This window comes from Arthrobacter sp. MP_M4 (assembly GCF_035984855.1).
Taxonomy (GTDB): Bacteria; Actinomycetota; Actinomycetes; order Actinomycetales; family Micrococcaceae; genus Arthrobacter.
Map to the genome: position 1 here is coordinate 380,329 of NZ_JAXCHX010000002.1, position 25,715 is coordinate 406,043.

Sequence of the window (25,715 nt, forward strand, 5' to 3'; positions counted from 1 at the left end):
CGCATTGGCGCGGCCCAGGAACATACTGAACTCATGACCACCAGCTGGGCGTTCAGCCGAAGCCTGGAGCGCCTGGGGCAGCTCTGCCGGGACATGCTCGATGACAAGGAGCTGCGCCGGGGAGTGCTTGCCGAACTCAGCGCAACGGTGCCGTTCAGCGCCTACGCCTGGCCCCTGACGGATCCGGAATCGGCCACCGGCATCGCGCCGATGGCACGGATCCCCTGCCCGGACAAACTACCGGAGCTCATCCGGCTCAAGTACGTGACACCGCAGGGCCGCTGGACGGCGCTGATGCGCTCGCCGCGGCCCGCCGCAACCCTCCTCACGGCCACGGGCGGAGATCCTGCGCGCAGTCCGTTATGGAGCGGACTGTTAATCCACCACGGGGTGGCGGACGTGCTCTCAACCGTCTTTGCTGACAAACATGGCTGCTGGGGCTGGCTGGACCTTTGGCGTGCCGGGAATGGCGGCGCCTTTTCCGCCTTGGAGACCAACTATCTCGCAACGGCCGCGCCGATCGTGGCTGCCGGCCTTCGGCGGAGCCGTGCAGCCCAGTGCCGGCGGGACGCGGAGGCCGGGGGCACCGCCGCCCCCGCCGTCCGGCAGCCACTGCCGCCACAGGCAGTGCTGACCCTGGACGAGGCCCTGGCCGTGGCGGGGCAGACGGTCTCGGCCGGGGAGTGGTTGAAGCTGCTGCAGCGGGGGCCGCGGCCGTACCAGGACGTGCCGGCGGAAGTCCTCAACGTCGCCGCCCAGCTGCTGGCCCGCGAGGCCGGGGTAGACACCCACCCTGCCATGTCGCGGGTCTCCGTCGGCGACGGCAACTGGGCGCTGCTGCGTGCCACCCGGATGGAGGGGGGCCGGTCGGGGGCAACTCCTCCGCTCGCGGTGACCATCCAGGAATGCCCGTCGGCGGACCGGCTTGAGGTATTCGCCCGCTGCTTCGCGCTCACCCCGCAGCAGCACCGGCTGCTGGAACTCACCGCGGGTGGACTCAGCACGGCCGAGCTGGCCGCGGTCCTGCGGATCCGTCCCTACACCGTGCAGGACCAGTTCAAGGCTGTGTTCGCTGCCTGCGGTGTCCGGAGCCGCAGCGCGCTGCTGGGCCTGGCTCTCGGCACCGCAGCCAGGCCGGCTGGCACCGGCCCGGCCTCCGGGAGGTCGTAGGGCGGTGCCGGGAGGAGCCGGAACCGGCTAGCCGCCGGCGAAGGGCGGCAAGACGTCGATGACGTCGTCCGGTTGCACCGCCGCCGTCCGGGTCCGGACTGCCACCTCGTTGAGCAGGAAGCTGCTCCGGGACAGCAGGCGCGCCAGCGGCGGGACCCCGGCGGGGGGCTCCGGCCGTTCGACGGCGAGGATGGCGTCCAGGAGCGCGGCGACCGTGGCGCCGGCGGGAAGGTCGAAGTGTTCCTCGTCGGCGCCGGCAGCAGCGCGCGCCGCAGCGAAGTAACGTACGTTCACGGGTGGTTCAGCCTCCGATGGCGCTCATGCTGCGGTCCGGCTGGACGAAGTCCGGGGCGTCCAGTCCCACGTGGTCCATGCCGTGGGCCTTGGGCTTGATCCACATGGCGTCCTGCCAGCGTTCGGCAAGCTGTTCGTCGCTGGCGCCCTCTCGGAGCAGCCCCAGAAGGTCCACTTCTTCGCGGGAGAACAAGCAGCTCATGATCTTGCCCTCGGCAGTGATGCGGGTGCGCCGGCAGTCGGAGCAGAACGGCTCGGTTACGGAGGCGATGATCCCCACGGTTCCCAGGACGGGTCCGGCGGCCTCGTCGGTGCCGGGAACCCTGGCCCGGACCTCGAAGCGTTCCGCCGGGGCGCCGTCGCGGTCCCGCGGATCGGCGCTGAGCACGTAGTCGACGGAGAGGAGTTCGCGGATCTCCGCGGCGGTGATCATGTTCCGGCGGGTCCAGCCGTGGTCGGCGTCGAGCGGCATCTGCTCGATGAAGCGCAGTTCATAGCCGCGGCCCAGCGCCCACGCCAGCAGGGACGGGGACTCGGCGTCATTGATGCCGCGCATCAAAACGGCGTTGAGTTTCACCGGTCCCAACCCGGCGGCCCACGCGGCGTCGACGCCGGCCAGGACCTTATTCAGGAAGGGCCGGCGGGTCAACTGGGTGAACGTCTCCTCATGGAGCGAGTCCAGCGACACGTTGATGCGGGTCAGGCCCGCGGCCTTCAGTGCGGCGGCCTTCTTATCCAGCCCGACGGCGTTCGTCGTCATGGAGATCGGAAGGTCGGGGTGGGCGAGGCGAAGTGCGGAAATGATGTCCAGCAGATCGGCCCGGACCAGCGGTTCGCCGCCGGTAAGCCGCAGTTCGCGAACGCCCAACGTGTCGACGCCGATCCGTACGATGCGGACGATCTCCTCGGCTGACATCACGGCCTGTTTGGAGAGCCACTCCAGGCCCTCTGCCGGCATGCAGTAGGTACAGCGCAAATTGCATTTGTCCGTCAGGGAGAGCCTCATGTCGGTGGCGCGCCGTCCGTAACGGTCGACGAGGCCGGCGGGCATGCCGTCCGGCCGCCCGCCCAACTGTGCACTTGAGGAGCCCGCACCGGGGCTGTCATCCGCGCGGGGCTGGGGCATACCTAGCTGAACACTCATAAATTCAGGCTACGCCACCCCGGAGCCGGCAACACCGTCGGCGGGCCCGATTCCGCCGGTGGCGTTCCGTTCGCCGCGGACAAATCTATGCTGGAGGAGTGAACAGCACCCCGCATGATCAACCCGGCGCTCCGATCGGCACACCGCGGAGCGCCCGGCGCCTCGCTGAGGTCCCGCCGGCCGAAGTCCCGCCGGCCGTAGTCCCGCCGGCCGAAGTCCCGCCGGACAGTGGGCGGCCAAGCCTGCAGCCGCCGGCCGACGGGCCGCCGGACAACGGGCGGCGCATTCCGGCCCGCCCGGTGACCGGCTGGGCTGCCGCCGCCGGCGTCGTTGCCGTGGGTGCCGGTCTCGCCCTGGGCGAGCTCGCGGCAGGACTCATGAGTCCCTCACTCTCGCCGGTGACCGCTGTCGGCGGCGCGGTGATTGACGCGGTCCCGCCGGGGGTCAAGGACTGGGCCATCGCCCTCTTCGGCACGGCTGATAAGGCTGCTTTGCTGGGCGGCATGGGGCTGCTCATCGCCGTGCTGGCAGCACTGTGCGGGGTGGTGGAATTGCGCCGCCGTTTCGCCGGGGTAGCCATCATTGCCACCTTTGGCGCCGTGGGATTGGTGGCTGTTCTGAGCCGGACGGAACTGACAGCCAACGCCATTCCCGCCCCGTTGCTCGCCGCCGCCGTGGGAATGATTCTGCTGCGCTGGCTGATCCGGCGGCTGGAAGAGTGGCGGACCGGCAGCGAACCGGACGTGCCGGTTTCGGGGACCGCCGCCGCGCCGCCCACCGCCGCCGCGCGGCCACCTGCCCGCCGACGGTTCCTCCAGGTTCTCAGCGGAACGGCCGCCGGCGCCGTGATTGCCGGGGTGCTGGCAGCGACAATCCGGGGAGCTGCCGCGGCCGTCAGCGAATTGCGCAGCAGACTGGTGCTCCCCGCGCCCGTGTCACCGGCTCCTCCGGTCCCGGACGGCGCCGACGTCCGGCTTGACGGCGTCAGCCCGCTGGTCACACCCACCAACGACTTTTACCGGATCGACACCGCCCTGCGTGTCCCGGTCGTGGACCCCGCGCAGTGGACGCTCAAAGTCACGGGACTCGTGGAGCGGGACATCTCCCTCGACTTTGCCGCGCTGCTGGCCAAACCCTTGATCGAACGGCACATCACCATCGCCTGCGTTTCCAATGAGGTGGGAGGGGACCTGATCGGCAACGCCCGGTGGCTGGGTTGGCCGGTCCGGGACTTGCTGGCACTGGCAGGCCCGAAGGCCGGCGCGGACATGGTCCTGTCCCGTAGCACGGACGGCTGGACCGCGGGCACCCCGTTGGAGGCGCTGACGGACAACCGGGACGCGCTCCTGGCAGTCGGCATGAACGGCGAACCGCTGCCGCTGGAGCACGGCTTCCCCGTCCGGCTGATCGTTGCGGGCCTCTACGGCTACGTTTCGGCCACCAAGTGGCTTACCGAACTGAAGGTGACGCGGTTCGCAGACGACGCCGGCTACTGGACACCCCGCGGCTGGACCGAGCGGGGACCCATCAAGATGTCCTCCCGCATCGACACTCCCCGGGACGGCCGTTCCGTGGGCGCCGGGACGGTGGCTTTCGGCGGCGTCGCCTGGGCCCAGCACACCGGGATAGCGCGCGTGGACCTGCGGGTCAACCGTAGCGCGTGGCAGCAGGCGGAGCTGGCTCCCGGGATTTCCCTCGACACCTGGTACCAGTGGAAGCTGGCGGTGCCGCTCACCCCCGGAAACTATGAAGTCCAGGTCCGCGCCACGGACCGCAACGGCGTGGCGCAAGTGGAGGACCGCGCGCCGGTGGCGCCCAGCGGGGCCACCGGCTTTCACACCGTTAGAGTTGACGTGAAGTCCTAACCGGCCGGGCGAACCCGCCTCGCCGGCCCGGCAAGGAAGCCGGACCGGCGAACCCGGCCAACGGCTCAGATGAGGGGTCACCACCGTATGCACCGCACCCAGGCAGGGCACGTCAGCGTGGAAGCACACCGGGAGTCGGTGCGCCACCTGCTGGCCCCGCTCCGCACCCCGGACCGGATTGAACGGCTCCCGCTGCTTTCGGCCCTGGGCCGAGGCCTTGCCGCGGACGTCGTGGCTCCGCTGGATCTTCCGCCATTCGCCAATTCGCAAATGGACGGCTTCGCCATCCGCAGCGCGGACGTGCCTGACGGCGGCGCCGACCTGCACGTCGCCGCCCCCGTTGCCGCCGGGGCCACGGCTCCTGAACTTGCCACCGGGACAGCCGCACCGATCATGACCGGCGCCATGATGCCGCCGGGAGCGGACGCCGTCGTGCCGATTGAACAGGCCGTACCCGATGCCTTCCCGGCCCCGGGTGTGCCCGCGACCGTGCGGCTGCCTGCCGCCCCGGCCCGGAGCTTCGTCCGCCATCCCGGCAGCGACATCCGCGCCGGTGAGCTGGCTCTTCCCGCCGGAACGTGCCTGGGACCGGGCCAGCTGGGACTCCTGGCGGCCCTGGGCTTCACGGAGGCTCCCGTTTTCCGCGCGCTGAGGATCCTGCTGGTCACCACCGGGGACGAGGTCGTGGAACCAGGCAGCCCGCTGGGCGACGGCAAGATTTACGACTCGAATGCCACCTTGCTGGAGGCGTCCATGCGCCAGGCCGGCCTTGAGGTCACACGGACCGGGATCTCCACCGACCGCCCGGAGGAACTGGCCGCCCTGCTGCGCCGGCATGCGGCGGACGTGGACCTGGTGGTCACCACCGGCGGGGTCAGCAAGGGCGCCTACGAGGTGGTCCGGCAGGCGATGGCAGGTCACGACGTGCAGTTCTTTGCCGTCGCGATGCAGCCCGGCGGGCCGCAGGGGATTGGAACATTCGAGGGTGTTCCGGTCCTTGGCTTTCCGGGAAACCCGGTGAGTTGCCTCGTGTCCTTCGAAATGTTCCTCCGGCCCGCGCTCGGGGATCTGTTCGGCTCGCCGGCGCCCCGGCCCGTGGTGAGGGCGCGGCTGGCCGGGGCGCTGACGTCTCCGGCAGGCAAGCACCAGGTGCGGCGCGGCACCGTCCTTCCCGACGGGACTGTCCGGCTTGAGGGTGGCGCAGGTTCGCACCTCGTCAGTGCGCTCGCGCACTCGAACGCCCTGATCCAGGTGCCCGAAGGTACCGCTGCGCTCGCTGCGGGCGCCGAGGTGGAAGTATGGATGCTGTGAACGAAGAGAACCCTCCACGGGAGAACACAGCAGCGGAATACCCCGCAGGGAAGAACCCAGCAGGGAAGAACCCAGCAGGGAAGAACCCAGCAGCGGAAAAGACTGCACCGGAGGGCCCGGGCCTGACCCACCTGCGGCCGGACGGCACGGCCCAGATGGTGGACGTGTCCAACAAGGCCGAAAGCACCCGCGAGGCCACCGCCACCGCCACAGTCCGCAGCACGGAGGAGGTCCTGGTGCTCCTCGGCAGCGGAGACCTGCCCAAAGGCGATGCCCTGGCTGTCGCCCGGGTCGCCGGCATCCTGGCCGCCAAGAAAACCCCGGACTTGATCCCGCTTTGCCACCCGCTGCCGATCGCCAAGGTCACCGTCGACTTTGAGCTCGACGCCGACTCGGTCACCGTGTTCGCCACGGTGAAGACCCGCGGGGTTACCGGCGTCGAAATGGAAGCGCTGACCGCAGCCTCCGTGGCCGCCCTCAGCGTGTACGACATGATCAAGGCCGTGGACAAGCACGCGGTCCTGACCGATATCAAGGTGCTGGCCAAGAGCGGCGGCAAGAGCGGGGACTGGAAACTATGAGCATGCCCGAACCACACCGTCACGGTGAAGCCACCGGGCGGAAGGCCGGCGTCGTCATCGCCTCCACCCGCGCCGCGGCCGGAATCTACGAGGACCTGACCGGTCCCGTGATCATCGACTGGCTCACCGAACATGGCTTCGAGACCTATCCGGCCATGGTGGTTCCGGACGGCGACGCCGTGGGTGCGTCCCTGCGCGCGCTGCTGACCCAGGCGCCGGCTGTCATCATCACCAGCGGCGGCACCGGCCTTAGCCCCACGGACGCCACTCCGGAACAGACCCTGCCCCTGCTGGACCGGGAAATTCCGGGCATCATGGAGGGCATCCGGGCCGCCGGACTGACCAAGACCCCGATGGCGATGCTGAGCCGGGGCCACGCGGGGGCTGCGGGCCGGACGTTCATCATCAACCTTCCCGGATCTCCCAAAGGCGTCATGGATGGGCTCAGCGTGCTGGACTCCATCCTGGGACACCTGTGCGACCAGTTGGAGGGCGGCCATGGGCATTGACTCAACCTTTGAAGTGGTCACCGCGGTACTCAGTGCCGACCCCATTTCCGTGGACCACGCCATCGCTGCCGTCGAATCGGACACTGCCGGTGCAGTGGTCAGCTTCAGCGGGGTGGTCCGGAACCACGACGGCGGCAAACCCGTCCAGCGGCTCAGTTACAGCGCGCACCCCACCGCGCACCAGGTGATGGCCGATGTCGTCGCGCAGCTCGTCTCCGAACAGGTGGCCGGCCGCCCACCCGCCGGTACCGGCGTGCCGGAACAGCCGGTGCGGATCTGGGTGGCCCACCGGATCGGGATGCTGGAGATCGGTGACCCGGCGCTGGTTTGCGCTGTCGCGGCAGCGCACCGCGGTCAGGCCTTCGCGGTATGTTCGGAACTGGTGGACCGGATCAAGGACCAGGTTCCGATCTGGAAGGAACAGTTCTTCACGGACGGCAGTGTCGAGTGGGTCGGGGCGGGCGCCTAGTCCTCCCGGGCACCGCCTGCGGCCCAACCCCGGGCACTTTCCGCCCCGCCCTGCGCTGGTGCCTGCATTGTCGTCACCGGCTCGTAACGCGTTGTCCCGGTTCAAGCGGGCGCCGGGCCCGGCGGTAGGGTGGATGGCATGATTGAACAACTCGCAGTCGCCGTGCTGGGCGCCACCGGGCGGATGGGCGCCGAGGCCGTGCAGGCCGTCGAGGCGGCCGCAGACCTCAAGCTTGTCGCCGCTCTGGGCCGGAACGACTCCCTGGAAACCCTCGTCGACGCCGGTGCGCGGGTGGTGGTGGACCTGACGGTCCCGGAAAGCACCGAAGCGAATGTCACCTTCGCCGTCGAACACGGCATGCACGCCGTCGTGGGGACGACGGGCTGGGATGAGCAGCGGCTGGCCCGGCTCGAGGAGCTCCTCACCGGCCAGCCCGGGGTGGGTGTGCTGATTGCGCCGAACTTCGCGCTCGGCTCGGTGCTCGCCTCGGCGTTCGCCGCCAAAGCCTCCCGCTACTTCGAATCGGCGGAAATTATCGAACTGCACCACCCGGAAAAGGTGGACGCTCCGTCCGGAACCGCAGTGCGCACCGCGCAGCTGATCTCCGCCGAACGCGCAGCCGCCGGCCTTCCGCCCAGCCCCGATGCCACCAGGAGCGGGCGCCCTGGCGCGCGCGGCTGCGACGTCGACGGCGTCCGCGTCCACAGCGTCCGTCTCCGCGGTCTCGTGGCGCACCAGGAAGTTCTGTTGGGCGGTCCGGGCGAGCAGCTGACCCTCCGGCATGACTCCTTCGACCGGGCCTCGTTCATGCCCGGCGTGTTGCTCGGTGTCCGCAGCGTAGCTGCGAACCCCGGCCTCACCGTAGGCCTGGACGGCTACCTGGACCTGGGACTCTGAGCGCCGTGGCCAACGTCCTCACCGCCTTCAAAGCAAACCGCACCAAAATCTGGGTCGGTGCCGTCACGCTGCTCCTCGTCTTCTACCTCGTGGTGTCCGTGCAGCGCTCGATGCTGCTGATGACGGACGCAAATCCGGTGGCTAAGGCACTCGGCGTGGCGTACCTGCTCCTGCCCGTGGTCGGCGCCTGGGCCCTGGTCCGTGAGCTGCTCTTTGGTGCCCGGACGGAACGGCTGGCAAAGATCCTCGAGGCAGAGGGCGGCCTGCCCGAGGACAATCTGCCGCGCACGCCAGCGGGACGGATCATCCGCGAAGCCGCGGACCGGGAGTTCGAGAAATACCGCACGGAGACCGAGGCGGCACCGGAGGACTGGCGCTCCTGGTTCCGGCTTAGCTGCGCCTACGACGCCGCAGGCGACCGCAAGCGGGCGCGGGCCTCGATGCGCGACGCCGTCCGGCTCTACCGCACCGGTTCCCGCCGGGGCTGAGGTCGACTTCGGGGACCGCCGCGGCTGCTCAGCGAAAGCACGGCGGCGCGTTCCGCGGTCAGCGGACGCGGGCAGGCTGATAGCGGCCGAGGTGGTTTGCGGCGTGCGCCACCCACTCCAGCGGTCCGCGCCAGCCCAGGGCTGCCACGATGCCGCCGATGGCCAACAGCGCCAGGGCCTGCGCCCAGTACACGCCCTCAAGTGTCCAGCCGGACGGCAAGGGCTGGCCGTAGAGGGAGGCCATCACGCACAGGTGGGCCGTGTAGAGGCTCAGGGTCATGGCACCGGCGCCCCGCAACGGAAGCAGCAGGTCCGCCCGGATCCGCTCCGCCAGCCGGCCCAGCAGCAGGCACGTTCCGACGACAGCGGCAGCCACGCCGGAGGTGTGGAGCAAGTCAAGGGTGGTACCGGAGTGCGGCGCGCTGGAGGCGAGCCACCAGGCGGAACCGGTTTGATCCACGCCGGCCAGGTTCACTTGCAGGAGGCTTTCCAGCGGATACGAGGGCTTCAGCAGGGACGCCTGGAGCGCTGCCCGGCCGCCCCAATCCTCCATCATCACCAGGCTGAACCACCGGGCCAGGACCGCCACGGCGGTTCCCGCTGCCAGCAGCAGCGCCGGGACTGCCGCCGTCGTCAGGGCCAGCCGGCCTATCGCGAGCCCGATCAACAGGTAGGCGATCCACTGGAACACGGGGTAGTAGCCGGTCAGGAAGAGGTCTCCGAGCAGCACGGCGGGGGTGGACAGATCCTCCCACTGCGGGTTGTGGCCCAGTTGCAGGGCCGGCGTGGCGGTGAGGAGCCATGGCCGCAGAAGAAAAGCGACCGCCGGAGTGACAAGGACCCAGCCCGCGGCAAGGACCAGCAGGTGCCGGGCGTCCAACCCGAGAAATGGCAGGATGCACAGGAACAACACGGCGTAATGGACCAGGATGATGGCGATGTTCACCTCAAGCCCGCCAAGGGAAAGCCCCACGGCGGCGACCACGAGCGCCCGGAGCGCGACTCCGCGGCGCGCCGCCCACAGCTGCGGGCCCTGGAACGGCTCCTGTTTGCCGGTGGCTAACGCCAGCCCTATTCCTGCGAGCACGGCGAACAGGGCGGAGGCCCGTCCGGAAAATACCAGACCCACCCAGGTGGGGGTCAGTTGCGGGTTGGATTCGAAGGTGGGAAGCACGTGAGTGGCCATCATGCCCAGGAGGGCCAGTCCGCGGGCGGCGTCGATGCCTGACAGCCGGGTTCCGGACCTGCGGCCCGGGTTGCGGCCGCCGTTTCCCCCGGACCTTCCGGACCCGCCCCCGGGGCCGCTCCTGTTCCGGGCCGGCCGGGGGAAGGATGCCGTGTCGCGGGGAGTCATGCCTCGATGTTCTCATGTCCGGCTACCGGGGATCTGTCCGGAAGGGCGTCTCCGGCACCCTTGTGTTCGAATATATGTTCGAATACTATGGGCCCATGACCAACACACCAGAGCCCCTCTTTCCGGGGTCCACGCGGCCGGACCCGTGCGCCCCGGACCCCTCCGGAGTCCTCAAGGCCTTGAGCCCCGGCGTCGTGGACTTCCTCTTCCGGCAACTGGTGGCTGGCAAATCGGCCGAGGATGTCCAGTGGCAGTGTGAAGGGAAAGCCCTGTCGGCGCAGGCGCCAGGGGCCGAACTGGCCCGCCGGCTGGCGGAGACGGACCTGGAGTCCCTCACGCCCACCGAGCTTTTCCACTACGTCCGGGCCGCCCAGCGGCTCGCTGCGTGGGCGGAGGCCCTGCGCCAAACGGCCGTCGGCCGCTACTGCGCCCCACCGCCCGGCGGGTAGGGTTTCGCTCCCTGCCGGGCCGGCCCGGCGCCGGAAGGGAGGCAGGGCAGGGGCAGGACGGAGGCAGTGGCCACGGCGGGCTTGACCTTCATCACGTGGCCGCATTGTCGGAACACGCCGGGGACAGGGTAACGTTTTTCATATGGCTGACTCTCCCTCCCGCTCTTTTACGTTCGGATCCCTCGTGACCGCCATGGTCACGCCCTTTACGTCCGACGGCGAGGTCGACTACCAGCGGAACGCCGAGCTGGCCAACAAGCTGGTCGACGACGGCCATGACGCCCTTGTCATCTCCGGGACCACAGGGGAGACTTCCACGTTGGAAGACGACGAGAAGGAAAAGCTCTTCAGGGTGGTCGTCGAAGCCGTGGGGGACCGGGCCAAGGTCATTGCCGGTACCGGCACCAACCACACCTCCCACTCCATCGAGATGGCCAAACGCGCCGCCAAGGCCGGAGCCCATGGGCAGCTGATCGTCACCCCGTATTACAACAAGCCCAGCCAGGCCGGTATCCGGGCCCACATTGAAGCTGTCGCCGACGCCGCCGACCTCCCCGTCATGGTGTACGACATCCCGGGCCGGTCCTGCGTGCCGATCCTGCCCGAGACCATGATCCGGCTCGCGGACCACCGGAACATCGTTGCGCTCAAGGACGCTAAGGCAGACTTTGCTGCCATTACCCGCGTCCTCGCCAACACCGACCTGGATGTTTATTCCGGCGATGACGGGCTGACGCTGCCGTGGATGGCTGCCGGTGCGGCCGGTCTTGTCAGCGTCACCGCGCATGTCGCGACGAAGCAGTTCCGCGCCATGATTGACGCCGCACTCGCGGGCGATTTCGCCACCGCCCGCACCATACATTTCGAACTGGACCCCGTGGTCCGTGCAGTGATGACCCATATCCAGGGTGCTGTTGCTGCGAAGCAAGTTCTTAAGTGGCAGGGAGTCCTGCCCAACTCGGTTGTCCGTTTGCCCCTCGTGGAGCCGGACGACGCCGAGACCGAAACCATCCGCGAGGACTTGGCGGAAGCCGGCATGGTCTTTTCCTGATCAGGTGTTTGATCCTGATGAGAAAAAATCCCGCCGGCAACCGCCTGGAAAGTAGTGCATTATGACCCAAACTGCCCTTCCCGGCCTTGTCACGCCGCCGAAACTGCTCAAGGACACCCTGCGGATTGTTCCGCTCGGTGGACTGGGGGAGATCGGCCGCAACATGACCGTTTTCGAGATCGACGGCAAGCTGCTCATCGTCGACTGCGGTGTCCTCTTCCCGGAGGAAACCCAGCCCGGCGTCGACTTGATCCTGCCTGATTTCTCTTACATCAAGAACCGCGTCGACGACATCGTGGCCGTCGTCCTGACCCACGGCCACGAGGACCACATCGGGGCCGTTCCCTACCTGCTGCGCCTGCGCGCGGACATTCCCGTGGTGGGTTCCCGGCTGACGCTGGCTCTCATTGAGGCGAAACTGCTGGAGCACCGGATCAAGCCGGTCACCCAGACCGTCACCGAAGGCCAGGTGCAGAAGTTCGGTCCGTTCGAATGTGAATTCGTGGCCGTCAACCACTCGATCCCCGATGCTCTTGCCGTGTTCCTCCGCACCTCCGGCGGCACCGTGCTGCACACCGGTGACTTCAAGATGGATCAGCTGCCGCTGGACGGCCGCATCACCGACCTCCGCCACTTCGCGAAGCTGGGCGAGGAAGGCGTGGACTTGTTCATGTCGGACTCCACGAACGCCGACGTCCCCGGGTTCACCACAGCGGAGAAGGAAATTGGTCCCACCCTGGACCGGCTCTTCGGCCAGGCCTCCAAGCGCCTGATCGTCGCCTCCTTCTCCTCCCACGTGCACCGCGTCCAGCAGGTCCTCGATGCCGCCGCAAACCACAACCGCAAGGTCGCGTTCGTCGGCCGGTCGATGGTCCGCAACATGGCGATCGCCGAGAAGCTCGGCTACCTCGACGTGCCGCCGGGCCTCCTGGTCGACATCAAGAACATCGACAACCTGCCGGACAACCGCGTGGTACTGATGTCCACCGGCTCGCAGGGCGAGCCGATGGCAGCCCTGTCCCGGATGGCCAACGGTGACCACCGCGTAGTCGTCGGCCCGGGCGACACCGTCATCCTCGCCTCCAGCCTGATCCCGGGCAACGAGAACGCCGTGTACCGCATCATCAACGGCCTGCTGAAGCTCGGCGCCGACGTCATCCACAAGGGAACTGCCAAGGTACACGTCTCCGGCCACGCCGCCGCGGGGGAGCTGCTGTACTGCTACAACATCCTTGAGCCGCTCAACGCGATGCCGGTTCACGGCGAAACCCGCCACCTGATCGCCAATGGCAGGATTGCCCTGGACTCCGGTGTCCCCGAAGAGAGCATCCTCCTGGCGGACAACGGCACGGTCATCGACCTTCGCGACCACCAGGCGGACATCGTCGGCCAGGTGGAAGTCGGCTTCGTCTACGTGGACGGCTCCAGTGTCGGCGAGGTCACCGAATCCGACCTCAAGGACCGGCAGACGCTCGGTGATGAAGGTTTCATCTCCATCATCACTGTGATCCACCGCGCCACCGGCAAGGTGGTCTCCGGTCCGGAGATCCACGCCCGCGGCGTGGCTGAGGACGACTCGGTCTTCGACGAGATCATCCCCAAGATCAACGCCGCCCTGGAAGAAGCCGTTCTCAACCGCACGGACCACACCACGCACCAGCTCCAGCAGGTTGTCCGCCGTGTGGTGGGCACCTGGGTCAACCGCAAGCTCCGCCGCAAGCCCTTGATCATCCCGGTGGTCCTGGAGGCGTAGGCCCTGGCGGCCCCAGCGCTTCTGTGGCACACCGACGGCCTTTCCGGCCTGCTGCAGGCTCCTGCTTGCGGCGGACCGGAAGGGCCGTTTTGCGTTTCCGGCCGGCAACATGGACCCCGCGAAGGCCCGAAAATCCGGGGTTTTCGGTCCGGTGTCGGGTACCGTAGCGGGTATGGCGACACGTACTTCCTCCGCGCCTAGGGGAAACCCCAGCGGTAAATCAGGCAGCTCTTCGGTCCGGGGCTCCGGCTCCGCTGCGTCCAAAACCAGCAAGGCCCCGGGAACGGCGGGCACAGCGCGTACCCGCCAGCTGGCCGTCGTCGAACCCCAACAGCCCTGGCTGGTCCGGGCTGCCGCGGGAGCCTGGCTGGGCGTCGCGCACGTCGTCGGAGCGGGCGTACGCCGGATCGGTTACGACGTCAGCGATCTTGCCCCCGGGGACCGCCGCGATGGCGCAGCCCTCTTCAACCTGGCGCTCGGAGTCTTCGTCGCCACCTTCGCCTGGTGGGGGTTCCAGGGCTGGTTCCCGGACATGGTCTACGGAATCGTCAACGGAACCTTTGGCTGGATGTCGCTGCTGCTGCCGCTCATGCTGTTTGTCTGCGCCGTCCGGCTGTTCCGTCAGCCCGTGGACGGGCGCGGGAACAACCGGATCGGCATCGGCTTCCTGATCATGACGTTCGCCGGGTCGGGCCTGGCCCACGTCATTGGCGGGGAACCGAGCGTTGCCGAGGGATTCGACGGGCTGCGCCGCGCCGGCGGTATGCTCGGCTACCTCGCCGCGGCGCCCCTGGCGGCGTTGCACCCCGCCGTCCCGCTGGCCGTCTATGGCCTGCTGGCTTTCACGTCACTGCTGATCGTCACGGCGACGCCGTTCGGTGCCATCCCTTCCCGGTTGCGGGAGGCTTACGAACACCTCATGGGCATCGACCTGCAGGATCAGCATGCCGGCTCCGACTCCGGCGCCCATGACCGCAGCTACCTCTACGAGAACGATTCCCCGGCTCCGGCGAAGAAGAAGCGCCGCCGCCTCTTCGGCAAAGAGCAGGAGGAGGACCCCGGACTCGAAGGCTACGTCGGCGACGAGGCCTTCGAACGGGCACTCATCGCGGATGAGGAAGCCGAGGCCGCCCGGGCGGGCAAGGGCGGCAAAGACGCCCCGTCCCTCAAGCCCGGCGTGCGCCGGCCCACGCAGGCGGAGATCGCCGTCGAGAAGATCAAGGCCGCCCAGGGGCTGGGGAGTGCCGGCGGTTCGGCGAAGGAGAACGCCACCGAAGCCATCCCGCTCGTCACCCCGGGAATGGTGGCCGCAGGGTCATTGAACCCGGCCGCGCCGGCACCGGGCCCGGCCGCGGTGGCTGCCGCGTCCAAGGTGCCTTCCAACCCCGTCGCGCCCGCCCCGGCGCCCACTCCCATCCCGCAAAGGACCGAGCAGCTGTCCCTGGCCGGCGACGTGACGTACACACTGCCGGCGTCGGACGTCCTGACCCCGGGTTCCATTCCCAAGGAGCGCACGGAAGCCAACGACGCAATTGTTGCCTCGTTGACCGAAACCCTTAACCAGTTCAACGTCGAGGCCCAGGTCACCGGCTTCAGCCGCGGTCCCACCGTGACCCGCTATGAAATCGAGCTGTCTCCGGGTACCAAGGTGGAGCGCGTTACCGCACTCTCCAAGAACATCTCCTACGCCGTCGCCAGCTCGGATGTGCGCATCCTGAGCCCCATCCCCGGCCGGTCCGCCATCGGCATTGAAATTCCCAACACGGACCGTGAAACCGTGTCCCTGGGGGACGTGCTGCGCAGCCAGAATGCCCGGCGGACTGAACACCCCATGGTGATCGGCGTCGGCAAGGACGTCGAGGGCGGCTACGTCGTGGCGAACCTCGCCAAGATGCCGCACCTGCTCGTCGCGGGCGCCACGGGCGCCGGCAAGTCGGCGTTCGTGAACGCCATGATCACCTCCATCCTGATGCGTGCCACCCCCGACGAGGTCCGGATGGTCATGGTGGACCCCAAGCGCGTGGAACTCACCGCGTACGAGGGCGTCCCGCACCTGATCACCCCGATCATCACCAACCCGAAGAAAGCCGCCGAGGCCCTGCAGTGGGTAGTCCGCGAAATGGACGCCCGCTACGACGACCTCGCCAACTACGGCTTCAAGCACATCGACGACTTCAACAAGGCGGTGCGGGCCGGCAAGGTCCACGCGCCGGAGGGTTCCAAGCGGGTCATCCGGCCGTACCCGTACCTGCTGGTGATCGTGGACGAACTCGCCGACCTGATGATGGTCGCCCCGCGCGACGTCGAGGACTCGATTGTCCGGATCACCCAACTGGCCCGCGCCGCCGGCATCCACCTGGTGCTCGCCACCCAGCGGCCCTCAGTCGACGTCGTCACCGGCCTGATCAAGGCCAACGTGCCCTCGAGGATGGCGTTCGCTACGTCCTCGGTCACGGATTCCCGCGTGGTCCTTGACCAGCCGGGCGCCGAGAAGCTGATTGGCCAGGGCGACGCCTTGTTCCTGCCCATGGGTGCATCCAAGGCCATGCGCGTCCAGGGTGCCTGGGTGACTGAATCGGAAATCCATAAAGTGGTGGAGCACGTCAAGGGCCAGCTCAAGGCCGTCTACCGTGACGACGTCGCCCCCGAGGCTCCGAAGAAGCAGATCGATGACGACATCGGCGATGATCTTGAGGTGCTGCTGCAGGCCACCGAGCTTGTAGTGACCACCCAGTTCGGTTCCACCTCGATGCTGCAGCGCAAGTTGCGGGTCGGCTTCGCGAAGGCCGGCAGGCTCATGGACCTGCTCGAATCCCGCGGCGTGGTGGGACCCTCCGAGGGCTCGAAGGCCCGCGATGTCCTGGTCAAGCCCGATGACCTGGCGACAGTGCTCGCCGCTATGAAGGGCATGGAAGTGCCCGCCACCACCGATTCCCAAACCGCGGCACTGAGCGAGAACGCCAACGCCAACATCGCCCAGGGCGGCTACGCGGAGGACCTCGTGGCTTCTGACCTGGACCGCCGAAGCCAGAACAAGGAGTACTACGACGGCTCCGACGCAAACTCCGGAGGCGGCCCTGACGACGATGACAACGGGTCCGAGGACGCCTGGTCGCTCACCGGACGGTAGCCTAGGAAAGTGACTAGCGCCGAAGCAAACAGACCCGGATCCCCGCCTCGGATCTGGAACCTGCCAAACGTCCTCACGATGCTGCGGATCGTCATGGTGCCGTTCTTCGTCTGGTTCCTCATCCTTGATGCGCCCGGACTGGCGGCCCAGAACGGCCTGTGGCGTTGGGTTGCCGCGGCGACCTTCGCCGTGGCAATCTACACGGACAAACTCGACGGCGACATCGCCCGCAGCCGCGGCCTCATCACCGACTTCGGCAAAATTGCTGACCCCATCGCGGACAAGCTCCTTATTGGTTCGGCGCTGGTGATGCTTTCGGTGCTGCAGGAGCTGCCCTGGTGGGTGACGATCCTGATCCTGGTCCGCGAATGGGGTGTCACCGCGCTGCGCTTCTTCGTGATCCGCTACGGCGTGATGCCCGCGTCCCGCGGGGGCAAACTCAAAACCGTCATCCAGACCGTCGCGATCTTCCTCTACGTACTTCCGCTTGCCTCGGTCGCGCCGTGGCTGGGAGGGGTGGCCTTTGCCGTCATGATGGCGGCCCTGGCGATCACCGTCTGGACCGGCGGCGAATACGTTGTCGAAGCCCTCAAACTGCGGGCCAGCGGCATCCGGACCCGGCAGCAAAACACCCAGGAAGGCAGGCCATGACCAGTCTCCACCGCTCCGACGAGCGGCCTCCCGCGACCACTGCGCACCATGCGACCAACCTGCACCACCTGGCCGAACAAGCCGTCACCGGGGCCGCCGGCCTCGGCGTCACGGTCGCCACGGCCGAATCCCTTACCGCCGGCATGCTCGCCGCCGTGCTGGCGGACACGCCCGGCGCATCCGGAATGCTCCAGGGCGGCGTCGTGTCCTACCAGAACAGTGTCAAGGCCGACGTGCTGGGCGTTTCCATGGAACTGCTGGACACCGTCGGAGCCGTCGATGGACGGGTTGCCGAGGCCATGGCTGAGGGGGCCCGCAGGATCTGCGGTGCCGACATCGGGATTTCCACCACGGGCGTCGCCGGACCCGAGCCGCACGCCGGCAAGGACGTCGGCTCCGTGTACATCGGCGTCGCCACCGCGGACGGCTCGACGGCGTACGGCTACAGCTTTGCGGGCAGCCGGCCGGAAATCCGCGGACAGGCGTGTGCCGCGGCGTTGGAACGCCTGCTCGAAGCCCTGGCCCCGAAGGCTACCGGAGCGTAAAGTTGCCGGGAACAAAACATGATTCCTGTTAGTTGTTACATTGTGTCGCCTCCGAATAAAGGAGGCGCCTAGGATGAAAGCATCATCAGTGTCCGCTCTGACCAGCGGGCCCGACTCAAAGAGGGAGCAAGGCGATACAGATGGTAAAGCAGCCCGTATCCGTTAACGGCGTTGTCCGCTGGAAGGATGTGGGCCTCGCCGATCAGGCTAAGAGCGAACAGAAGGAGCGCAAGATGGTTGTACTTCGTCACGAAATTGGTGATGTACTGCGCGATGTCCGCCAACGCCAAGGCCGTACCCTCCGCGAAGTCTCGCACAGTGCCCGAGTTTCCCTGGGCTACCTGAGTGAAGTGGAACGCGGCCAGAAGGAAGCCTCCTCCGAGCTTCTCTCCTCGATCTGCTCGGCCCTGGAGGTTCCGCTCTCCAGCATGCTCCGCGAAGTCAGCGACCGCGTCGCCGTCGCCGAGGGAGTCGCAGTACCGGACACCGTCCCGCAGGAGTTCGCGGCGCGTTACGGCCGTGACCTGGACCGTGAGCTCAGCGCCGACCTCAACGACGAGTTGGCCACGGGCCTCCTCTCCGGGGCCCGCTAGCCCGCAACGTTACTACTCGACAAAAGACCCCGGCGGTGTGCCGGGGTCTTTTGCGTGCCCCGTCTTTTGCGTTCCCGGCAGGTCGGGCTCCCGCCGGACGGAACACCCTAGCGGGGTTCGTCCCGCGGGAATCCGTCGTGCTCGTAGGTGGCGTTGAGTCTGGCGAGGGAACTGGAGAGGTTCTGCAGCTCTGACGTCGGCCATTCGCCCAGGCGGTCGCGGAACACTTCGCGCCGCGCGTCCTGCACCTCGTGCATCCTCTCCTCACCCGTGGGCGTCAAGCGGATCATCTGAGCCCGGCCGTCGAGCGGATCAGCCTCCTTGGAAACCAGGCCCAGGCGTTCGAGCAAGGCGACCTGCCGGCTCACCGACGGTTTCCCGACGCCGATGCTGGACGCCAGGTCCGTCAGGCGCATGGCGCCCTGGCGGCGGATGACAGAGAGCAGGCCGTAGGCGGCTGGTTCCATGTCCGGGTGTACCTGGCGGGAGAGGTGATGGGAGATCGAACGCGCACGGCGCCACAGCAGGCTCAGCTGGTGTTCGACGGCGGTCAGCGCCGCGTCGGTGGGCTCGTCAGTGCCGCCGGGGATCCCAGGGCCATCGGCGGGGTTGCTCATGGCAACCATTCTAGAGTCACGCCGCACCGTGAGAGACTCTAGGGGTGCGAATCAGTGACTTTTGGCGCCTTATGGACGATGAATTCGGAGCCGGGTACTCCCGGGTTCTCAGCAGCTCCCTGGTCCTGGCGGGCGTCGGCAGCCGGACCGCGGACCAGGCCCTGAGCGCCGGTGTGGCGCCCCGGCAGGTCTGGCTCGCCCTGTGCGAGGTCCAGGATGTGCCGCCGGAGGGCCGGCTGGGCCGGGACGTCAAACCGCGCTGACACGCCGCACCGATTGTTCGAATATCTGTTCGGATAGGACTATGCTTTTTTCAGAGCGTTTTCCACATACGCGCGGCCGGCGGGCAACATTGTCAGTGGGTGGCAGTAGCTTCAGTACTGACCGAAATGCTCCTTCCAAACTTGATATGACTACTGATCACGAACGGTGATCAGCGCTGGTCACCAGCGCTGATCACGAACACTCCACAGGGCCTGCAACGGCCCATCTCCAGCGAGAAAGCATTAGAGGTGTGAACCATGGCCGCAGCCCCGGATCGTCAGAAAGCGCTCGACGCAGCGCTTGCCCAGATTGACAAGCAGTTCGGCAAAGGCTCGGTAATGCGCCTGGGCGACGAAGTCCGTGCGCCCATCGAGGTCATTCCGACCGGCTCCATCGCCCTGGACGTCGCCCTCGGAATTGGCGGACTGCCCCGCGGCCGCGTCGTGGAAATCTACGGACCGGAATCCTCGGGTAAGACCACAGTGGCGCTGCACGCCGTCGCCAACGCCCAGCGCCTGGGCGGCATCGCCGCCTTCATCGACGCCGAGCACGCTCTGGACCCGGAATACGCTGCCAAACTGGGCGTCGACACCGACGCGCTCTTGGTCTCCCAGCCGGACACCGGCGAGCAGGCCCTGGAGATCATGGACATGCTGATCGGCTCCGGGTCCCTTGACGTCATCGTCATCGACTCCGTCGCAGCCCTGGTTCCCCGCGCCGAAATCGAAGGCGACATGGGCGACAGCCACGTGGGCCTGCAGGCACGCTTGATGAGCCAGGCGCTCCGCAAGATCACCGGACGGTTGAGCCAGACCAAGACCACCGCCATTTTCATCAACCAGTTGCGTGAAAAGATCGGCGTCTTCTTCGGCTCGCCGGAGACCACCACCGGTGGTAAGGCGCTGAAATTCTATGCGTCGATCCGCATCGACGTCCGCCGGATCCAGACCCTGAAAGAGGGCGCGGACTCGGTCGGTAACCGTACCAAGGCCAAGATCGTCAAGAACAAGATGGCGCCGCCCTTCAAGATCGCCGAGTTCGACATCATTTACGGCCAGGGCATCTCGCGCGAGGGCGGCATCATCGATATGGGCGTCGAGCACGGCCTGATCAAGAAGTCCGGCTCATGGTTCACCTACGACGGAGACCAGCTGGGCCAGGGCATGGAAAACTCCCGCCGCTTCCTGCGGGACAACCCGGAGCTGGCTGCCGAGCTGGAACGGCTGATCAAGGAAAAACTCGGCGTCGGAGTGAAGGCTCCCGCCGAGGCCGAGGCATCCCCGAAGCTGAAGGCCGTTGACGGCTTCTAACAGCCGGCGGCGCCAGGGGGCAGGATCCCCGTCAGGGGACGCTGCCCCCTGCTTTGCCGACGGTGCGGGGCCTGGCATCGGGCCTGACGATTGGTCCGACGACCTGCCGGAGCGCCGGCCCGGCACGCGGCGCGGGAAGGGGAACCGTCGCGCGGGTCCTGCCGCCGAACAGGACGTCGACGCGGACCCTGCGGCGGTAGCCCGGGCCATTGTCCTGCGGCAACTGACCAACTCACCCAAAAGCCGGCTGCAGCTGGCCCGCAAGCTCACCGAGCGCAACGTTCCGGGCGACGTCGCCGAGGCCGTCCTGGATCGCTTCGAGGAAGTGAAACTTGTCGACGACGCAGAGTTCGCAGACCTGTGGGTGCGGTCCCGGTCGCAGAGCCGCAAGCTTGCCAAAGGTGCGCTCCGGCGGGAACTTGCCGAGAAGGGCATCGATACGGAGATTGCCGCTGTTGCTTTAGAGCAGGTCAGTGACGAGGATGAGGCCTCCGCGGCCCGCGAGCTGGTCCAACGCAAACTCCGGGGCGTCAGCGGATTCGAGGACCGCGCCCAGCGGGACAAAACCACGCGCCGCCTGGCGTCGATGCTTGCACGCAAGGGCTACCAGCCCGCGCAGGCGTTCCGGATCGTGGGCGAGATTCTGGACGAAGCCGTGGCCGGTCCCGGTGCCGGCCCCGAACCGGAATTCTGAGGACGCCCCGGCGCCGCGTCGACCCGGTACCCTTAACGAGTGAGTTTGACCATTCCCTCCCCAGCAGCCACCACTCCTTCCACAGCCGCTGATGCAGCGTCGGGCGCCGCATCAGGGCTCCCGAAGCCCCGCACCTACCAGGTGCGCACGTTCGGGTGCCAAATGAACGTGCACGACTCGGAGCGGATGGCCGGGATGCTTGAAGCCGCCGGCTACGTGCCCGCAGCCGGCGAACTGGCCGACGTCGTGGTCTTCAATACCTGTGCCGTGCGGGAGAACGCCGATAACAAGCTTTACGGCAACCTCGGCATGCTGGCGCCGGTCAAGGCCGCCAACCCCGGAATGCAGATCGCCGTCGGAGGCTGCCTGGCGCAGAAGGACCGCGACACCATCGTCAAGAAGGCACCGTGGGTGGACGCCGTGTTCGGCACCCACAACGTAGGAGCCCTTCCGGCCCTGCTGGAACGGGCACGCCACAACAACGAAGCCCAGCTCGAAATCCTCGAGTCGCTCGATGTCTTCCCCTCCACGCTGCCCACCAAGCGGGACTCGGTCTATTCCGGCTGGGTTTCCATTTCAGTTGGCTGCAACAACACCTGCACCTTCTGCATCGTCCCTGCCTTGCGCGGCAAGGAAAAGGACCGCCGCCCCGGGGACATCCTGGCCGAAATCCAGGCCCTCGTCGCCGACGGAGCCATTGAGGTGACCTTGCTGGGCCAAAACGTGAATTCCTACGGCGTGGAATTCGGCGACCGGCAGGCGTTCTCGAAACTGCTGCGCGCCTGCGGCGACATTCCCGGCCTCGAGCGGGTCCGGTTCACCAGCCCGCACCCTGCCGCGTTCACTGACGACGTGATCGACGCCATGGCGGAAACCCCGAACGTGATGCCGCAGCTGCACATGCCGCTGCAGTCCGGTTCGGACAAGGTCCTCAGGGACATGAAGCGGTCCTATCGATCCACCAAGTTCCTCGGCATTCTGGACAAGGTCCGCGAGAAGATCCCGCACGCAGCGATTTCCACGGACATCATCGTTGGCTTCCCGGGCGAGACAGAGGAGGACTTTCAGGCAACGCTCGACGTCGTGGAGAAATCCCGCTTCGCCACCGCTTTCACGTTCCAGTACTCCAAGCGGCCGGGAACGCCTGCGGCTGAGTTGCCTGATCAGCTGCCCAAGGCAGTGGTGCAGGAGCGCTTCGAACGCTTGACTGCCCTGCAGGACAGGATCGCTGCGGAGGAGAACGCCCGCCAACTCGGCCGGCGCGTTGAGGTTATGGTCACGGCCCACTCCGGACGCAAGTCCGAGGAGACGCACCGGCTCTCCGGCCGCTCCCAGGATCAGCGGCTCGTCCACTTCTCCGTGCCTGTCGGCGCCGAGGCACCCCGGCCCGGCGACCTCGTCACCGTAACCATCACCGAGGCCGCAGCCTTCCACCTCGTCGCCGATCCTGTGTCCGCGGAGGACTACAGCTTGCGGCGCTCCCGCGCCGGCGACGCCTGGGACAGGTCCCAGGCGGATTCCTGCGGTGCCCCGGCGCCGGTGTCCACCTCCGGCACCACAGGGGTATCCCTGGGCATGCCCACCCTGCCAATCCGCAGCCGCTAGGCCGTGTCCGCCCAGCAGGGTTTCCCGGCGGAGCTGCCCCCGGCGGACGACGCCCTCCCGGGACCGCCGGTGATCGCCGTCGTCGGGCCAACCGGTTCCGGAAAGTCCGATCTCGCCGTCGCACTGGCGCTGGAGCTCGACGGCGAAGTCATCAACGCCGATTCCATGCAGTTCTACCGCGGCATGGACATTGGCACCGCCAAAATCACCAGCGCCGACCGCAGGGGAGTGCCGCACCACCTGCTGGACATCCTGGACGTGACCGCGGAAGCGTCCGTCTCGGACTTCCAGCAGCAAGCCCGGGCGCTCATCGCCGACATCCACGCCCGCGGCAAGCGCGCCATCCTCGCCGGCGGTTCCGGGCTGTACGTCCGTGCTGCACTGGACGTCCTGGAATTTCCGGGTACCGATCCAGCCATCCGGCGCCGGCTCGAGGAGGAACTCGCAGGCGGCGGGTCTGCGCCTCTGCGGGCGCGGCTGGAAAGTGTGGACCCGGTCTCCGCCGGCCGGCTCGGCGACGCGCGGCGGATTGTCCGCGCGCTTGAGGTGTTCGAGCTGACCGGGCGGCCCTTCAGTTCGTTCATGCCCACCCGCGAGTACGTCCAACCGGCAGTCCAGCTGGGGCTGGACGTTGACCGCGCACAGCTCCGGGAACGTCTCGCCCGCCGCGTGCACACCATGGTGGACAGTGGGTTGCTCGAAGAGGTCCGGGCGCTCGACGGCGCCGGGCTTCGGCTCGGCCGGACCGCCCCGCGCGCCCTCGGCTACGCCCAGTTCCTCAAAGTTGTCGACGGCGAAACGGAAGTGGCGCAGGCTGCGGAGGAGACGATCGTTGCCACCCGGCAGTTCGCCCGCCGCCAGCTCACCTGGTTCCGCGCCGATCCCCGCATCCACTGGCTCGACTGGCACGACCCGGACCTTCCCGCCCGGGCAGCCGCGCTGAGCGGCGGTACGCGGTGACCCGGAACGGTAACCTTGGATCATGGACGAAACCCTGGCCGTGGCCCCTGACCGCACCCCATCCGGTGACACAGCAGCCCTGAGCGGACTCAAATTTTCCAAAGGCCACGGCACGGGCAACGACTTCATCCTGCTGGCCGATCCGCACGGCACACTGGACGTCGCCGCTGAACAGGTCGCCGCCCTGTGCGACCGCCACCGCGGCATCGGCGGAGACGGACTGATCCGTGCCGTGCCGTCCCGCCTGCTCGCCGAGGGCCGGGAACTTTTGGCCCACACCCCGGATGCTGCATGGTTCATGGACTACCGCAACGGTGACGGTTCGCTGTCTGAGATGTGCGGCAACGGCGTCCGCGTCTTTGTCCACTTCCTGGTCACCGAGGGCCTTCTCGAGCTTCCCGCCGGAGAGTCACTGACCATTGGCACCCGGGCAGGGGCCAAGCGGGTGGTCCGCACTGCTGCCGGCTACGCCGTGGACATGGGCCCCTGGGAGTTCACTTTCCCCGGCGAAGCCACCGGCCGGGCCATGGACTCACTGGTCAGCGCGGCCGGGCTGGACGTCGCGCGGCCGGCCCTGTCCGTCAGCATGGGAAACCCGCACACCGTCGTGGCGCTGGCGGAACTCGCCGAGCTGGAGGCCACCGAACTCTTCAGCGCTCCGCACGTTGATCCTGCCCCGCCGCTCGGCACCAACGTCGAGTTCGTGGTCCCGTCGGAACCCCTGGTGCATGAGGGGGTAGGAACTATCACCATGCGTGTTCATGAACGGGGCGTGGGGGAGACGCAGTCGTGCGGGACCGGAGCGTGCGCCGCGGCCGTCGCGATCCGCCATTGGGCCGGCCAGGGCGCGCCCGATGTCTGGAACGTCCACGTACCGGGCGGCGTGGTCGGGGTGAAGTTCTTCCTCGGTGCGGAGGGCCACGAGCACGTCGAGCTCAGCGGTCCCGCGGTCATCGTCGCTAGTGGGATGCTTTCCTGACCCGAAGGATCCGGAAAGACTTCGAGGTGCTCTCCCGGGTCACGGTGAAGCTGCTGTCCAGCTCCGCTGCAAGCCAGCGCTGAAGGGAATCCGAGCCCAGGTTCTTCTGCACCACGAGCCAGGCCGAGCCGCCCGGCGCGAGCCGGGGCAACCACAGGAGCAGCAGGGCATGCAGTTCGTCTTTGCCGATCCGGATGGGCGGGTTGGACCAGATGGTGTCGAAGCGGAGCTCCGGGTCGATGGCGTCGGGGGTGCTGGCCGTGACGTTCCCCAATCCCAGCAGACCCGCGTTTTCGTTGGTCAGGGTCACGCATCGCTCGTTGACGTCTACAGCGTAGACGTGTGAATGCGGTGCCCGCAGGGCCATGGTCAGCGCGATCGGACCCCAGCCGCAGCCGATGTCCAGCAAGGCGCCCTGCGGCGCGGGGGCCGGGGCTTCGGCCAACAGCACCGCAGTACCCTTATCGACGCCGTCAGGGCTGAAGATCGCCGAGGACGTCTGCAGCTGCCGGAGTTCGCCGGCCAACTCCACCGTCAGTGGCTTGCGGGTGAACGGTCCGGCAGGCTGGGCGCTGAAATAGTGTGCAGACTCCATAACTGCCCAGATTAGTTGGCCGCCGGGCTCAGGCGAAACCAGGGCCGGGCGGCGGAGGCCGCCAGGACGTCTGCTAGTCTTAAAGACATGCTCTCGAACTTCAAGTAACCGGCACGGGCTTCGTCCCGTCCCCGCAGCGACGCAGGTAGCTACCTTCCGCTCAGTGCGCCATCTCCGACTCTTCCGTAAGGAAATTTTTCTTGGCGCCCGAATCCCTTGGAGTCTGGCCGCGCCCGGCAAGGTGCGGTCCGGCGGAGCGTTCCTTCCTCATCAAGGCCCCGACGGCCAGATTATTCCCCACCGCAAAAGCTCCCCCGCGGAGCATTCTCCGCCCGGCACCGCTGCCGCAGGCATCCCAGGAGGCCCCGTTTTGACCACCAGTCGTCAGCCGAGCGCGAATACCGCCCCGGACAGCACGGATCCGCACTATTCTGAAG

The 25,715-nt window shown here is 67.7% G+C and carries 26 protein-coding genes; 21 read left to right on the forward strand and 5 right to left on the reverse strand.

Features of this window, described 5'->3' with window-relative positions:
- The first annotated feature begins 33 nt into the window (after window positions 1-33).
- On the forward strand, window positions 34-1,170 hold the full coding sequence (locus tag RCH15_RS04180; protein ID WP_326958322.1) for a helix-turn-helix transcriptional regulator: 1,137 nt from the start codon (window positions 34-36) through the stop codon (window positions 1,168-1,170).
- A 27-nt stretch (window positions 1,171-1,197) separates the two neighbouring features.
- On the opposite strand, the gene RCH15_RS04185 is transcribed toward RCH15_RS04180, so the two are convergent.
- Complete coding sequence (locus RCH15_RS04185) at window positions 1,198-1,464, reverse strand: MoaD/ThiS family protein (protein WP_326958324.1); 267 nt, start codon at window positions 1,462-1,464, stop codon at window positions 1,198-1,200.
- Between the two features lie 7 nt (window positions 1,465-1,471).
- Entirely contained in the window at window positions 1,472-2,608 is a 1,137-nt protein-coding gene (gene moaA, locus RCH15_RS04190; RefSeq protein WP_326958326.1) for a GTP 3',8-cyclase MoaA, read from the reverse strand.
- A gap of 377 nt (window positions 2,609-2,985) precedes the next feature.
- On the opposite strand from moaA, the gene RCH15_RS04195 reads away from it, so the two are divergent.
- From RCH15_RS04195 to RCH15_RS04225, 7 genes are all read left to right on the forward strand, one after another.
- Complete coding sequence (locus tag RCH15_RS04195) at window positions 2,986-4,473, forward strand: molybdopterin-dependent oxidoreductase (protein WP_326958503.1); 1,488 nt, start codon at window positions 2,986-2,988, stop codon at window positions 4,471-4,473.
- A gap of 87 nt (window positions 4,474-4,560) precedes the next feature.
- Window positions 4,561-5,784 (forward strand): molybdopterin molybdotransferase MoeA, encoded by a 1,224-nt coding sequence (locus tag RCH15_RS04200; RefSeq protein WP_326958328.1) that lies wholly within the window; start codon window positions 4,561-4,563, stop codon window positions 5,782-5,784.
- A gap of 155 nt (window positions 5,785-5,939) precedes the next feature.
- A complete protein-coding gene (gene moaC, locus RCH15_RS04205; RefSeq protein WP_326958506.1) occupies window positions 5,940-6,365 on the forward strand; it encodes a cyclic pyranopterin monophosphate synthase MoaC in 426 nt (141 codons plus the stop codon).
- On the forward strand, window positions 6,362-6,874 hold the full coding sequence (locus RCH15_RS04210; RefSeq protein ID WP_326958330.1) for a MogA/MoaB family molybdenum cofactor biosynthesis protein: 513 nt from the start codon (window positions 6,362-6,364) through the stop codon (window positions 6,872-6,874). The genes moaC and RCH15_RS04210 overlap by 4 nt, the downstream gene beginning before the upstream one ends.
- Window positions 6,864-7,343 carry a molybdenum cofactor biosynthesis protein MoaE gene (locus RCH15_RS04215; protein WP_326958331.1) on the forward strand — a complete coding sequence of 160 codons (480 nt, stop codon included), beginning with the start codon at window positions 6,864-6,866 and terminating at the stop codon, window positions 7,341-7,343. Before RCH15_RS04210 ends, RCH15_RS04215 begins: the two co-directional genes overlap by 11 nt.
- Window positions 7,344-7,481: 138 nt before the next feature.
- Window positions 7,482-8,240 (forward strand): 4-hydroxy-tetrahydrodipicolinate reductase, encoded by a 759-nt coding sequence (gene dapB, locus RCH15_RS04220; RefSeq protein WP_326958333.1) that lies wholly within the window; start codon window positions 7,482-7,484, stop codon window positions 8,238-8,240.
- A 5-nt stretch (window positions 8,241-8,245) separates the two neighbouring features.
- Window positions 8,246-8,728 (forward strand): hypothetical protein, encoded by a 483-nt coding sequence (locus RCH15_RS04225; protein WP_326958335.1) that lies wholly within the window; start codon window positions 8,246-8,248, stop codon window positions 8,726-8,728.
- A gap of 58 nt (window positions 8,729-8,786) precedes the next feature.
- On the opposite strand, the gene RCH15_RS04230 is transcribed toward RCH15_RS04225, so the two are convergent.
- Complete coding sequence (locus RCH15_RS04230; RefSeq protein ID WP_326958509.1) at window positions 8,787-9,917, reverse strand: heparan-alpha-glucosaminide N-acetyltransferase domain-containing protein; 1,131 nt, start codon at window positions 9,915-9,917, stop codon at window positions 8,787-8,789.
- Window positions 9,918-10,177: 260 nt separating this feature from the next.
- Between RCH15_RS04230 and RCH15_RS04235 the strand changes: the two genes are divergently transcribed.
- The 7 genes from RCH15_RS04235 (at window position 10,178) to RCH15_RS04265 (ending at window position 18,254) form a co-directional block, all read left to right on the forward strand.
- Window positions 10,178-10,531 carry a hypothetical protein gene (locus tag RCH15_RS04235; protein WP_326958337.1) on the forward strand — a complete coding sequence of 118 codons (354 nt, stop codon included), beginning with the start codon at window positions 10,178-10,180 and terminating at the stop codon, window positions 10,529-10,531.
- A gap of 142 nt (window positions 10,532-10,673) precedes the next feature.
- Window positions 10,674-11,582: a 4-hydroxy-tetrahydrodipicolinate synthase gene (dapA, locus tag RCH15_RS04240; protein WP_326958339.1), complete on the forward strand. Its 909-nt coding sequence runs from the start codon at window positions 10,674-10,676 to the stop codon at window positions 11,580-11,582.
- Between the two features lie 61 nt (window positions 11,583-11,643).
- The gene (locus tag RCH15_RS04245; protein WP_326958341.1) at window positions 11,644-13,335 is read left to right on the forward strand and encodes a ribonuclease J; all 1,692 of its coding nucleotides are present in this window, start codon (window positions 11,644-11,646) and stop codon (window positions 13,333-13,335) included.
- Window positions 13,336-13,507: 172 nt separating this feature from the next.
- Window positions 13,508-16,465, forward strand: coding sequence for an FtsK/SpoIIIE family DNA translocase (locus tag RCH15_RS04250; RefSeq protein ID WP_326958343.1), 2,958 nt, complete (start codon window positions 13,508-13,510; stop codon window positions 16,463-16,465).
- Window positions 16,466-16,474: 9 nt separating this feature from the next.
- Complete coding sequence (pgsA, locus tag RCH15_RS04255; protein ID WP_326958345.1) at window positions 16,475-17,116, forward strand: CDP-diacylglycerol--glycerol-3-phosphate 3-phosphatidyltransferase; 642 nt, start codon at window positions 16,475-16,477, stop codon at window positions 17,114-17,116.
- The gene (locus RCH15_RS04260; RefSeq protein ID WP_326958347.1) at window positions 17,113-17,661 is read left to right on the forward strand and encodes a CinA family protein; all 549 of its coding nucleotides are present in this window, start codon (window positions 17,113-17,115) and stop codon (window positions 17,659-17,661) included. Before pgsA ends, RCH15_RS04260 begins: the two co-directional genes overlap by 4 nt.
- Window positions 17,662-17,801: 140 nt before the next feature.
- On the forward strand, window positions 17,802-18,254 hold the full coding sequence (locus tag RCH15_RS04265) for a helix-turn-helix domain-containing protein (RefSeq protein ID WP_326958349.1): 453 nt from the start codon (window positions 17,802-17,804) through the stop codon (window positions 18,252-18,254).
- A gap of 107 nt (window positions 18,255-18,361) precedes the next feature.
- Here RCH15_RS04265 and RCH15_RS04270 read toward each other — a convergent pair whose 3' ends face one another.
- Window positions 18,362-18,871, reverse strand: coding sequence for a MarR family winged helix-turn-helix transcriptional regulator (locus RCH15_RS04270; RefSeq protein WP_326958351.1), 510 nt, complete (start codon window positions 18,869-18,871; stop codon window positions 18,362-18,364).
- Between the two features lie 44 nt (window positions 18,872-18,915).
- On the opposite strand from RCH15_RS04270, the gene RCH15_RS04275 reads away from it, so the two are divergent.
- The 6 genes from RCH15_RS04275 to dapF all read left to right on the forward strand — a co-directional run bounded on the left by RCH15_RS04275 (window position 18,916) and on the right by dapF (window position 24,683).
- Window positions 18,916-19,134, forward strand: a complete 219-nt coding sequence (locus RCH15_RS04275) for a DUF3046 domain-containing protein (RefSeq protein WP_326958353.1) — start codon at window positions 18,916-18,918, stop codon at window positions 19,132-19,134.
- Between the two features lie 258 nt (window positions 19,135-19,392).
- Window positions 19,393-20,445, forward strand: a complete 1,053-nt coding sequence (gene recA, locus RCH15_RS04280; protein WP_326958355.1) for a recombinase RecA — start codon at window positions 19,393-19,395, stop codon at window positions 20,443-20,445.
- A 208-nt stretch (window positions 20,446-20,653) separates the two neighbouring features.
- The gene (locus RCH15_RS04285) at window positions 20,654-21,139 is read left to right on the forward strand and encodes a regulatory protein RecX (protein ID WP_326958511.1); all 486 of its coding nucleotides are present in this window, start codon (window positions 20,654-20,656) and stop codon (window positions 21,137-21,139) included.
- A 39-nt stretch (window positions 21,140-21,178) separates the two neighbouring features.
- Entirely contained in the window at window positions 21,179-22,744 is a 1,566-nt protein-coding gene (miaB, locus tag RCH15_RS04290; protein WP_326958357.1) for a tRNA (N6-isopentenyl adenosine(37)-C2)-methylthiotransferase MiaB, read from the forward strand.
- Between the two features lie 33 nt (window positions 22,745-22,777).
- Window positions 22,778-23,704: a tRNA (adenosine(37)-N6)-dimethylallyltransferase MiaA gene (miaA, locus tag RCH15_RS04295; RefSeq protein ID WP_326958513.1), complete on the forward strand. Its 927-nt coding sequence runs from the start codon at window positions 22,778-22,780 to the stop codon at window positions 23,702-23,704.
- A 22-nt stretch (window positions 23,705-23,726) separates the two neighbouring features.
- Window positions 23,727-24,683 (forward strand): diaminopimelate epimerase, encoded by a 957-nt coding sequence (gene dapF / locus RCH15_RS04300; RefSeq protein WP_326958359.1) that lies wholly within the window; start codon window positions 23,727-23,729, stop codon window positions 24,681-24,683.
- Here dapF and RCH15_RS04305 read toward each other — a convergent pair.
- The gene (locus RCH15_RS04305; RefSeq protein WP_326958361.1) at window positions 24,664-25,278 is read right to left on the reverse strand and encodes a class I SAM-dependent methyltransferase; all 615 of its coding nucleotides are present in this window, start codon (window positions 25,276-25,278) and stop codon (window positions 24,664-24,666) included. The two genes, dapF and RCH15_RS04305, sit on opposite strands and share 20 nt — an antisense overlap.
- Window positions 25,279-25,715 lie beyond the last annotated feature (437 nt).

What these genes read in the sequence shown, in the direction of transcription:
- RCH15_RS04180 (WP_326958322.1), top strand. Translation starts at nt 34, where the DNA reads ATGACCACCAGCTGGGCGTTCAGCCGAAGCCTGGAGCGCCTGGGGCAG.
- moaA (WP_326958326.1), bottom strand. Translation starts at nt 2,608, where the DNA reads ATGAGTGTTCAGCTAGGTATGCCCCAGCCCCGCGCGGATGACAGCCCC.
- RCH15_RS04195 (WP_326958503.1), top strand. Translation starts at nt 2,986, where the DNA reads ATGAGTCCCTCACTCTCGCCGGTGACCGCTGTCGGCGGCGCGGTGATT.
- RCH15_RS04200 (WP_326958328.1), top strand. Translation starts at nt 4,561, where the DNA reads ATGCACCGCACCCAGGCAGGGCACGTCAGCGTGGAAGCACACCGGGAG.
- moaC (WP_326958506.1), top strand. Translation starts at nt 5,940, where the DNA reads ATGGTGGACGTGTCCAACAAGGCCGAAAGCACCCGCGAGGCCACCGCC.
- RCH15_RS04210 (WP_326958330.1), top strand. Translation starts at nt 6,362, where the DNA reads ATGAGCATGCCCGAACCACACCGTCACGGTGAAGCCACCGGGCGGAAG.
- RCH15_RS04215 (WP_326958331.1), top strand. Translation starts at nt 6,864, where the DNA reads ATGGGCATTGACTCAACCTTTGAAGTGGTCACCGCGGTACTCAGTGCC.
- dapB (WP_326958333.1), top strand. Translation starts at nt 7,482, where the DNA reads ATGATTGAACAACTCGCAGTCGCCGTGCTGGGCGCCACCGGGCGGATG.
- RCH15_RS04230 (WP_326958509.1), bottom strand. Translation starts at nt 9,917, where the DNA reads ATGATGGCCACTCACGTGCTTCCCACCTTCGAATCCAACCCGCAACTG.
- RCH15_RS04235 (WP_326958337.1), top strand. Translation starts at nt 10,178, where the DNA reads ATGACCAACACACCAGAGCCCCTCTTTCCGGGGTCCACGCGGCCGGAC.
- dapA (WP_326958339.1), top strand. Translation starts at nt 10,674, where the DNA reads ATGGCTGACTCTCCCTCCCGCTCTTTTACGTTCGGATCCCTCGTGACC.
- RCH15_RS04245 (WP_326958341.1), top strand. Translation starts at nt 11,644, where the DNA reads ATGACCCAAACTGCCCTTCCCGGCCTTGTCACGCCGCCGAAACTGCTC.
- RCH15_RS04250 (WP_326958343.1), top strand. Translation starts at nt 13,508, where the DNA reads ATGGCGACACGTACTTCCTCCGCGCCTAGGGGAAACCCCAGCGGTAAA.
- RCH15_RS04260 (WP_326958347.1), top strand. Translation starts at nt 17,113, where the DNA reads ATGACCAGTCTCCACCGCTCCGACGAGCGGCCTCCCGCGACCACTGCG.
- RCH15_RS04265 (WP_326958349.1), top strand. Translation starts at nt 17,802, where the DNA reads ATGGTAAAGCAGCCCGTATCCGTTAACGGCGTTGTCCGCTGGAAGGAT.
- RCH15_RS04270 (WP_326958351.1), bottom strand. Translation starts at nt 18,871, where the DNA reads ATGAGCAACCCCGCCGATGGCCCTGGGATCCCCGGCGGCACTGACGAG.
- recA (WP_326958355.1), top strand. Translation starts at nt 19,393, where the DNA reads ATGGCCGCAGCCCCGGATCGTCAGAAAGCGCTCGACGCAGCGCTTGCC.
- dapF (WP_326958359.1), top strand. Translation starts at nt 23,727, where the DNA reads ATGGACGAAACCCTGGCCGTGGCCCCTGACCGCACCCCATCCGGTGAC.
- RCH15_RS04305 (WP_326958361.1), bottom strand. Translation starts at nt 25,278, where the DNA reads ATGGAGTCTGCACACTATTTCAGCGCCCAGCCTGCCGGACCGTTCACC.